Raw genomic sequence first — 9,020 nt, 5'->3', positions numbered from 1 at the left:
CCCACCACCGTCTTGCCCGCCCCCGTCGGTGCCGCGACGAGAACGCCGTGCCCGCCTTCGAGCGCTTCGCAGGCCCGCCGCTGGAAGGCGTCGAGGTCGAACGGGTAGCCGAGCAGGAAGTCCTGCAGCACCGGCGTGGCTGCGCGACGCCGAGCCGCGGCGTACCGTTCCGCCGGGCTGGACACGCCTCACCCTACGTCCGGTTCAAGCCAGTACCTGGACGGCGCCCTTCACGCACTCGCAGCGGATCGGCAGGTCGGCCAGGTACTCACCGTCGGCGTACGCCGTGACGCCGGGCGAGGCGACCTCGACGACCTTCGCCCGGCGCATCGTGACGGCCGGATGGCCGACGTGAGTGCCTTTGAAGACCTTCGGAAACGTCTTGAGGAACTCCGGCTTGCTCACCGGTCCGAGCACCATCACGTCGAGCAGCCCGTCGGCGACGTCGGCGTCCGGGGTGACGTGCATGCCGGCCCCGTAGGACTTCGCGTTGCCGACCGCGACGAGCATCGCCTCGGTCGAGAGATGCTCACCGTCGATCGTGATCTCGAACGGCAGCGGGGCGAACACCCCGAGCTCGGCGACGATGGCGAGGTTGTAGCGCATCCGTCCCCGAGGCCAGGTCATCCGGTTGGCGCGGTCGTTGACCCGGGAGTCGAACCCGGCACCCAGCACACATCCGAACCACTTGTCGCCGACCTTGATCGCGTCCATCGGCCACGCCCCACCCTCGAGCAGCCGGGAGGCGACGACCCCGGCGGCCGCCACCGGGTCTTTCGTCGGCAGCCGCAACGTCGCGGCCAGATCGTTGCCCGTGCCCGCCGGGATGATGCCGAGGGCAGTGTCGGTGCCCGCCACGGCGTTGAGGGCGAGATGAACCATCCCGTCACCGCCGAGCGCGACCACCGCGTCGACGCCGTCGAGGGAGGCCTTGCGCGCCAGCGCCAGCGCGTCCGCGGCGTCGGTACCGACCAGGATGGACACGTTGATCCCGGCCTGTCGCAGCCGACTGGCGACCGCCGCTACCTGCTTCGCGGCGCGTCCCTTGCCTGCCGTCGGGTTGACGATCAGCGCCACCGATGGCCTGCCCCCGCCGTCGGTCATCGCGTCGCGGGCTCGTCGTCGATCGGTGATAGCTCGTCGTCAGCCAGGTTGGCGTACAACGGGCCCCGCGCGGCGACCCGGCGATCGTGGACGGTGGCGACCAGCACGGCGACACCGTAGAGCAGACACATCGGGAACGCGAGAGCGCTCATCGTGAACGGGTCCTGGCTCGGGGTCGCCACCGCCGCGAAGATGAAGATCCCGAAGATGACGGCGCGCCACCACCCGCGCAGCTTCGTCGCCGAGACGACCCCCACGAGATTGAGCATGATCACGAGCAGGGGCAGCTCGAAGGAGACCGCGAACACCAAGACCATCGCCGTGACGAAGGACAGATAGTTCGCGAAGGTCAGCAGCGATGAGATCCCGCCGTGCGCGAAGCCGAGCAGGAAGTGCAGCCCTTCCGGCAGCGTCAGGTAGGCGAACGCCGCGCCCATGGCGAACAGGGCGACCGAGGAGCCGACGAACGCGGTCGCATACCGCCGCTCATGCGCGTACAGCCCCGGCGTGACGAACCGCCACAGCTGGAACAGCCAGACCGGTGACGCCGCGATCACGCCGGCGTAGAGCGACAGCTTCAGCGTGAGGGTGAACGGGTCCAGCACCCCGAACGCGACGAGGGTGCATCGCCCGGAAATGGCGCGGTAGTGCGCCGGCAGCTGGCAGTACGGATGCTTGACGAAGTCGAGGATGTGGCCGTGGAAGACGTAAGCGACGACGGTCGTCACGACCACGGCGACGAGGGAGATGATGACGCGGCGGCGCAACTCGGCGAGATGCTCGCCGAGGGTCATCCGGCCGTCTGGCGACCGATCGCGATCCGCCCGCGCCGGGCGCGGCATCCTCACCGGCGTGGGGGCAGCGAAGGACTAGCTGGTGGAGGTCGTCTGCTCAGTCTTGGCCGGCTCGGCGTTGGCCGGCGTCGCCGACGCCAGCTCAGCCGGCGCCGCCGGTGCGTCGTCGTCATGCAGACCCTTGATCTCGGTCTTCATGATGCGCATCGACTTGCCGAGCGACCGCGCCGCGTCAGGCAGTTTCTTCGAGCCGAAGAGCACAAGCACGACAACGGCGATGATCGCAATCTCTGGCCAACCGATGTCCATGACCTGGTCCTCTCGCGGGCCCCCGGACGGAGTCCCCTCGATCCTACGCCCCGCGGGGCTACGCCCGCGGCGTGCGCGCCGCGGCCTCTCGCGACAGCTGGTCGCTGAGCGCCGAGATCCGCTCTCCCGCCGACTTCACGTCGCGGGTGAACTGGCGGACCTGGCGGTAGAGCCGGAAGCCGACCGCGCCGAGCACCGCGATGCCCACGACGCCGATCCCGACGTAGAACGCCACCCAGACCACGACAGCAGGCTACGTCCAGGCCGGCCGGGGGCGGCTCAGCGGTGTGCCGCCTCCGTCGCCCGGGCCGCAAGAAGGTCGTCCCGCGTCAGCTGCAGCAGGAAGTCGAGCAGGTCGTCGTAGCTCAGCGCCTCGCCTGGCTTCGGCTCGAGCGCCTCCGCCGGCACGTCCCACACCTCGGCGTTGACGCCACCGGACATGAGCAGGGACACGATGTGGTCGTCCGCGGGCTTGCGCACCTCTTCGGCGCACTCCGGGCACCGGAAGGTGTAGTACGAGAGCGCACCGTGGCTGCACACGCGCAGCCGGATGTCGTCGCTGGTCAGCTCAACCTCGCCGCAGGCGGGGCAGGACGCCTTGATCGTCGTCATGCCGGCCCTCCCTCGTACTGTGGCGCCACCGGGGATGTGGCGTCCTCAGACCTTCGGCAGCCGAGGCCGACGGCTTGATGCGCTGAAGGGACTCGGATCTACGCGTCGTAGGCCGCGAGGGCCGCAACCGCCGCAGACCGGACTTGTCGGGCCAGTTCCGGCGGATCGGTCAGCGTTGCGACCCCGGCCAGGCCCAGCGCGAGCCGGCGTACCCAGGCGTCGTCGCGTGCCCGCAGCTTGACGACCAGCCCGCCGTCGCCGCGCTCGGTCACTTCCTCGCACTGGTAGTAGTCGGCGGCCCAACGCGCAGCCGGATCGAGCGACAGCGTGATCAGCCGGTCCTCCGGCGACGGTGTGTAGAGCTCGGCGTCGAGCGCGCGAGCCCGCACGTCTGCGGGAACGTCGATCGGCTGCTCCAGCACCGTTGCGTCGAGCACCCGGTCCAACCGGAACGTGCGCAGGTCCTCGACGGTGTGGCACCAGCCGGCGAGATAGGCCGTTGCGTCACTGGTGAACAACCGGATCGGGTCGACGTCGCGCTCGGTCGCCTCGTCGCGCGCCGGTACCCAGTAGCGAAGGTGCACCCGGCGAGACCTGGCGAGTGCGTCGGTGATGGTGGTGACCACCTCGGTGTCCGTGTCCGCGCTGCTGGTCGTGGCGGCGACCACCTTGTCGGCTCCCGTCGTACCGCCGGCGGCACCTTCCAGCTTGGCGAGGGCACGCTCGATGGCGGCCGTCGACACGATCCCGGGTACGCCGGACAGCGCACGCAATGCGGAGATGAGGGCGAGCGCCTCGTCGGGGGTGAGCCGCAGCGGTCGCTCGATCGTGTCGGCGTTGGACAGGGTCACGCGGTCGCCGCGCCACTCGACGTCGATCAGGTCACCGGGGCCGTAGCCGGGCAGCCCGCACATCCACAGCAGGTTCACGTCGGCCCGGATCTGCGACTCGCTGACGCCGAACTCGGTGGCGACGTCGGCGACTGAGGTGTCCGGATGCGCGAGCAGCCACGGCACGAGTGCGAGTAGCCGCGGCAGGTGGTCGGGCGCGCCGCTCATGTGGCCTCGACCAGCGCACGCAGCCGGTGCACCACCGCGTCACGCGCTTCTGCCGGCGACAGGATGACCGCGTCGGCGCCGTAGCCGAGAACCTGTTCGGCGAGGCGATGCGGATCCGGGCAGGGAACGGTCACGACGTCCCAGCCGTCACCGTCGTCCGCGACGTCGATCGTCAGCCGCCGCAGCCCCATCGCACGGTCGTGTCTGACCCTGACCCGCGCCAGTGCCTCGGTCCGAGGCGCGGCGTCCGTCGCCGACACCAGCGCGCCGAGGTCGACGCCGTCGGGAACGGTGACCGAACCCGGCTTGCCGTCGACGGCGGGCTCGCCCACCACCCGAGACAGCCGGAAGGCACGCGGCGCCTCGCGGTCGAGGTCGTGTCCGACGAGGTACCAGCGGCCACGCCAGCACACGACACCCCAAGGCTCGACACGCCGTTGCGCCGGCTCCGCATCGTTGGCGCCGCGATAGGCGAACTTGAGTCGTCTGCGATCTCGCAGCGCCTCGTGGACGGCGGGAAGCCCGGCCCCGCCGGCGCCGAGGCGAGGCTGCAGGCCCTCGGGCAGCGCCACGAGCTCGACGCCCGCGCTTTCGAGCTTACGAAGCGCGCGAGTGGCGGTCGCCCCTTGCGTGGCTGCCGACCACATGCGCGCCGCCAAACCGACGGCGGCCGCCTCGTCGGCCTCCAGGTGGATCTCGGGCAGCGCGTAGTCCGAGCGTGGGATCCGGTAGCCCTGCTCGTCGTCGAAGTGGCTGTGCGAACCGACTTCGAGCGGGATGCCGAGGTCGCGAAGGTCCTCCTTGTCGCGCTCGAACATCCGCTTGAACGCCTCGTCGGACGGCGCGTCGGCGTACCCAGGGATGATCTCGCGCAGCCGCTCGGCGGTCAGATAGGCGCGGGTGTGCAACAGGCAGATGACGAGGTTCATCAGCCGTTCGGTGCGCTCCGCCGCCATGGCCGACGACGCTACCGCGTGACCGGTAGCGTCCGTCGTTGTGATCCGGTGGCGTGAGGGCAGCGTCGTCGCGGTGGTTCGCGACCGGCCGGGCGCCCGGGAGCTCACCGTGGCGACGGTGGACGGCGAGCTGACCGCGCTCGCCTACCCGCGGCTCGTCGGGACTCCCGAGGTCGGCGACCGGGTGCTGCTGAACACCACCGCGGTCGCGTTGGGGTTGGGCACCGGCGGGTTCGCCATGGTGGTCGCTATCCCTGACCGGCTGCCCGCCGACCTCGACGAGCCCGGTCACGTGGTCAAGGCGCGCTACACGCCGTTGCAGGCGACCGTGCTGGCCGTGGACGAGCAGGACTCCCCCGCGCACGCCACGTTGCGCGACGCCGATTCGATCGACGGGATGCCGGTCGTCGTTGCCGACCTCCACTCCGCGCTCACGCCGATCCTTGCCGGGCTGCGGGAGCGGATGGCGGGCGCACGCGCGGTGTACGTGATGACCGACGGCGGTGCGCTCCCCCTTGGGTTCTCGCGCTCGGTCGACGATCTGACGTCGGCGGGGTGGCTGGCCGCGACCGTGACGGTGGGTCAGGCGTTCGGTGGCGATGTCGAGGCGGTGACGCTGCACACCGGGCTGCTCGCCGCCCGCGGTGTGCTCGGGGCGGACCTCGCGATCGTGACGCAAGGCCCGGGCAACCTCGGCACCGGCACCCGCTGGGGGTTCAGCGGGGTGGCCAGCGGTGAGGCGGTCAACGCGACGGCGGTGCTCGGCGGCCGTCCGGTCGCCGCGCTGCGGATCAGCGAGGCGGACCGTCGCGAGCGCCATCGTGGGGTGTCCCACCATTCGCTCACCGCGCTCGGCCGGGTTGCGCTCGCACCGGCCGACGTCGTCGTACCGCGCCTTGCGGGAGCGATCGGCGAGGCGGTCGCCGACGCCGCCCGGCCGCTGTCACCGCCGCACCGGCTCGTCGACGTCGGCGTCGACGGGCTGCGGGAGGTGATCGCGGCAGCACCCGGACGGGTGTCGACGATGGGCCGCGGCCTCGACGAGGACCCGGCGTACTTTCTCGGCTGCGCCGCCGCCGGCCGCCACGCCGCCACCCTCCTCTAGAGCGGATGGCACATGCGCCCTACATGGAGGCGATGAGCTTCTCCACTCGATCGTCGACCGCGCGGAACGGGTCCTTGCACAGAACGGTGCGCTGAGCCTGGTCATTGAGCTTGAGGTGGACCCAGTCGACGGTGAAGTCGCGTCGCTTCTCCTGAGCCCGCCGGATGAAGTCCCCGCGCAGCCGCGCCCGAGTGGTCTGCGGCGGCACCGACTTCGCCTCGAAGATCTTCAGATCGGTGGTCACCCGGTCGACCGCGCCGTGGCGTTCGAGCAGGTAGTACAGCCCGCGCCGTCGATTGACGTCGTGGTAGGTGAGGTCGAGCTGCGCGATGCGGGGCGAGGACAGCGCGAGGCCGTGCTTGGCGCGATACCGCTCGACGAGCTGGTACTTGATCACCCAGTCGATCTCCCGGTCGATCAGGCTCAGGTCCTGCGACTCGACCGCCTTGAGGGTCCGCTCCCACAGCTCGAGCACCCGGCGCGACGTCGCGTCGTCGCCGCGCCGCTCGACGAAGTCACGTGCCTTGGCGAAGTACTCCTGTTGGATGTCGAGGGCACTGGCTTCGCGCCCGTTGGCGAGCTTGACGGTACGACGACCGGTCATGTCGTGACTGATCTCGCGGATCGCGCGGATCGAGTTCTCGAGCGTGAGGTCGCGCATCACGACGCCGGCCTCGATCATGCGCAGCACCAGGTCCGTCGTACCGATCTTCAGCAAGGTCGTCGTCTCGGACATGTTGCTGTCACCGACGATCACGTGCAGCCGGCGGAATCGCTCGGCGTCGGCGTGCGGCTCGTCGCGGGTGTTGATGATCGGGCGGCTGCGGGTCGTCGCCGACGAGACCCCTTCCCAGATGTGCTCCGCCCGCTGGCTGACGCAGTAGACCGCGCCGCGCGGCGTCAGTAGCACCTTGCCGGCGCCGCAGATGATCTGGCGGGTCACGAGGAACGGGATGAGCACGTCGGCGAGGCGGCTGAACTCCCCGTGACGTCCCACCAGATAGTTCTCGTGGCACCCGTAGGAGTTGCCGGCCGAGTCGGTGTTGTTCTTGAACAGGAAGATGTCGCCGGCGATGCCTTCCTCACGCAGCCTGCGCTCGGCGTCCATCAGCAAGCCTTCGAGCGTGCGCTCCCCCGCCTTGTCGTGGGTGACGAGCTCGACCACGTCGTCGCACTCGGGCGTCGCGTACTCGGGGTGCGAGCCGACGTCCAGGTAGAGCCGAGCGCCGTTTTTCAGGAAGACGTTGCTGCTGCGACCCCAGGAGACCACCCGACGGAACAGGTAGCGGGCGACCTCGTCCGGTGACAGCCGGCGCTGGCCGCGGAACGTGCACGTCACGCCGTACTCGTTCTCGAGTCCGTAGATCCGCCGTTCCACGGTCCGAGCGTACGGCGCCGCCTGCGGATTCGGCGCAACGTCGCCGACCGGGGCGCGGCGCACTCGCGCGATGCCTGCCCGGCCGGGCAGGATGTTGGCCAGACGTGACGAAATGTGACCTGAGTCACAAGCGTGCCTGAGGTCACAAGTGTGGAGGTGTCTGTGGCGTCGCGGGTTGCTCGCGCCATGGTCGTTACGACCGCATCCGCCGGGCTGCTGGCCGCGCCGGCGCTGTCTGCCCTGGCGATCTCACCAGCCGTAGCCGCCGCGACGAGCGCGACCGGGGCCGGGGCCGCCAAGACCATCCACCCGGGCGGTGAGGTGAACTTCGGCGACATCAGCTGCGAGATCGGCGCGGTCATGCGGCAGGGCGCCACCGTCTACCTGGCGGTACCGGCGTCGTGCGGCGGGATCGACCTCGGCAAGGTGCAGGACGGTTGTGTCGAGCCGGTGAGCCCTGGCGGTGTGCCGGCCTCCATCGGCGGTGCGATATATCGCGGCACGCTGGTCTACAACTCCTTCACCGAGATGCAGAAGACCGGCGTCCGCAGTCCAGATCGCTGCTACTTCAACGACCTGGCGCTGATCCGCGTGGACCGCCGTGACCGGACTCGGGTCACCGCGACCATCCCCGACACCTCAGGCCCGCGCATGGTGTCGACGTCGATGCCGGCGTCCGGCACCGCGCTGCGATTCGGGTCGGCGAGCGGCTCGGCCGGAGGGACGCACAACGCCGGCTGGGCCACCGACGTGACCTCGACGGCAATGCTGAAGACGGCTGACGCGGGCGCCCCCGTCACGGTCGCAGACAAGCTCGTCGGGATGCTCACGGTGCTGCCCGCCGGTCCGATCCCGGACGTACCGCTGTTTCAGACGCCGGGCCAGGTCTACAGCCTGGCAAAGGCGATCAAGCTGCTGCGCGAGGTGCCACGATTCCGCCACATCCGGCTGGTGCGCGCCGGGCAGCGGGTCTGATCAGCTAGCCGGCAAGGATTTCGGCGACCGCGGCATCACGGAGCCGGCGGAACTTACGACGCGGGCGGGCCCGATCCAGGATCGCGACCTCGAGGGCATCCGCGGAGATCTCCCGCGGCTCGGTCTCGGCCGAGGTGAGAGCCCGGACGGCGAGCTTCAGCGCAGCGCTGAGGTCCATGTCGTCGGTGCGGTTCTCGCGCAGCACCGTGCCGATGTCGTCGGCGGCCGGACCCATCACGACGACGCCCTCCTCGTCGGCGACGCTGCCGTCGTAGGTCAGCCGGTAGAGCTGGTCTCCGGCGGGCGAGTCGCCCACCTCGGCGACGGTCAACTCGACCTCGAACGGCTTCTCGCCGCCGCTCGAGAAGATCGTGCCGAGCACCTGGGCGTAGGTGTTCGCGAGCGCGCGGCCGGTGACGTCACGACGGTCGTAGGAGTAACCGCGCAGGTCGGCCATGCGTACGCCGGCCACTCGCAGGTTCTCGAACTCGTTGTACTTGCCGACCGCGGCAAACCCGATGCGGTCGTAGATCTCGGAGATCTTGTGCAGAGCGCTGGAGGGGTTCTCGGTCACGAACAGGATTCCGCCGCCGTAGCTCATGACGAGCACCGCACGGCCGCGCGCGATGTTCTTGCGGGCGTAGTCCGCTCGGTCCTTCATGACCTGCTCGGGTGAGACGTAGCCGAAGGGCATCGTCATCGCTGGTCGTGGTCCTCTCTTCGTGCTGC

General features: G+C 70.1%; 12 protein-coding genes. 2 read left to right on the top strand and 10 right to left on the bottom strand.

Features of this window, described 5'->3' with window-relative positions; translation table 11 throughout:
- The 8 genes from VG899_06000 to VG899_05965 all read right to left on the bottom strand — a co-directional run.
- The coding region (locus VG899_06000) for a hypothetical protein (GenBank protein ID HWA65906.1) at positions 1 to 185 on the bottom strand (185 nt) is incomplete at its 3' end.
- Between the two features lie 19 nt (positions 186 to 204).
- A complete protein-coding gene (locus tag VG899_05995; GenBank protein ID HWA65905.1) occupies positions 205 to 1,104 on the bottom strand; it encodes a diacylglycerol kinase in 900 nt (299 codons plus the stop codon).
- The gene (gene tatC, locus VG899_05990) at positions 1,101 to 1,898 is read right to left on the bottom strand and encodes a twin-arginine translocase subunit TatC (GenBank protein HWA65904.1); all 798 of its coding nucleotides are present in this window, start codon (positions 1,896 to 1,898) and stop codon (positions 1,101 to 1,103) included. The genes VG899_05995 and tatC overlap by 4 nt, the downstream gene beginning before the upstream one ends.
- A gap of 75 nt (positions 1,899 to 1,973) precedes the next feature.
- On the bottom strand, positions 1,974 to 2,207 hold the full coding sequence (gene tatA / locus VG899_05985) for a Sec-independent protein translocase subunit TatA (GenBank protein ID HWA65903.1): 234 nt from the start codon (positions 2,205 to 2,207) through the stop codon (positions 1,974 to 1,976).
- A 58-nt stretch (positions 2,208 to 2,265) separates the two neighbouring features.
- The gene (locus VG899_05980; GenBank protein ID HWA65902.1) at positions 2,266 to 2,451 is read right to left on the bottom strand and encodes a hypothetical protein; all 186 of its coding nucleotides are present in this window, start codon (positions 2,449 to 2,451) and stop codon (positions 2,266 to 2,268) included.
- Positions 2,452 to 2,486: 35 nt separating this feature from the next.
- On the bottom strand, positions 2,487 to 2,819 hold the full coding sequence (locus VG899_05975; protein ID HWA65901.1) for a hypothetical protein: 333 nt from the start codon (positions 2,817 to 2,819) through the stop codon (positions 2,487 to 2,489).
- A gap of 98 nt (positions 2,820 to 2,917) precedes the next feature.
- Positions 2,918 to 3,877, bottom strand: coding sequence for a WYL domain-containing protein (locus VG899_05970; GenBank protein ID HWA65900.1), 960 nt, complete (start codon positions 3,875 to 3,877; stop codon positions 2,918 to 2,920).
- Positions 3,874 to 4,833 (bottom strand): YafY family protein, encoded by a 960-nt coding sequence (locus VG899_05965; GenBank protein HWA65899.1) that lies wholly within the window; start codon positions 4,831 to 4,833, stop codon positions 3,874 to 3,876. The genes VG899_05970 and VG899_05965 overlap by 4 nt, the downstream gene beginning before the upstream one ends.
- Positions 4,834 to 4,873: 40 nt before the next feature.
- Here VG899_05965 and VG899_05960 point away from each other — a divergent pair, with 40 nt between their 5' ends.
- The gene (locus VG899_05960; GenBank protein HWA65898.1) at positions 4,874 to 5,938 is read left to right on the top strand and encodes a DUF3866 family protein; all 1,065 of its coding nucleotides are present in this window, start codon (positions 4,874 to 4,876) and stop codon (positions 5,936 to 5,938) included.
- A 19-nt stretch (positions 5,939 to 5,957) separates the two neighbouring features.
- Here the strand turns inward: VG899_05960 and pafA are convergent, their stop codons facing one another.
- A complete protein-coding gene (pafA, locus tag VG899_05955; GenBank protein HWA65897.1) occupies positions 5,958 to 7,316 on the bottom strand; it encodes a Pup--protein ligase in 1,359 nt (452 codons plus the stop codon).
- Between the two features lie 162 nt (positions 7,317 to 7,478).
- Between pafA and VG899_05950 the strand changes: the two genes are divergently transcribed.
- Positions 7,479 to 8,291, top strand: a complete 813-nt coding sequence (locus VG899_05950; protein ID HWA65896.1) for a hypothetical protein — start codon at positions 7,479 to 7,481, stop codon at positions 8,289 to 8,291.
- 4 nt (positions 8,292 to 8,295) lie between these two features.
- Here VG899_05950 and prcA read toward each other — a convergent pair whose 3' ends face one another.
- Complete coding sequence (gene prcA, locus VG899_05945; GenBank protein ID HWA65895.1) at positions 8,296 to 8,991, bottom strand: proteasome subunit alpha; 696 nt, start codon at positions 8,989 to 8,991, stop codon at positions 8,296 to 8,298.
- Between the last annotated feature and the right edge of the window lie 29 nt (positions 8,992 to 9,020).

The sequence above is a fragment of the Mycobacteriales bacterium genome, assembly GCA_035550055.1.
GTDB lineage: Bacteria > Actinomycetota > Actinomycetes > JAFAQI01 > JAFAQI01 > DASZTV01.
This window is presented reverse-complemented; position numbering and strand designations above follow the sequence as displayed.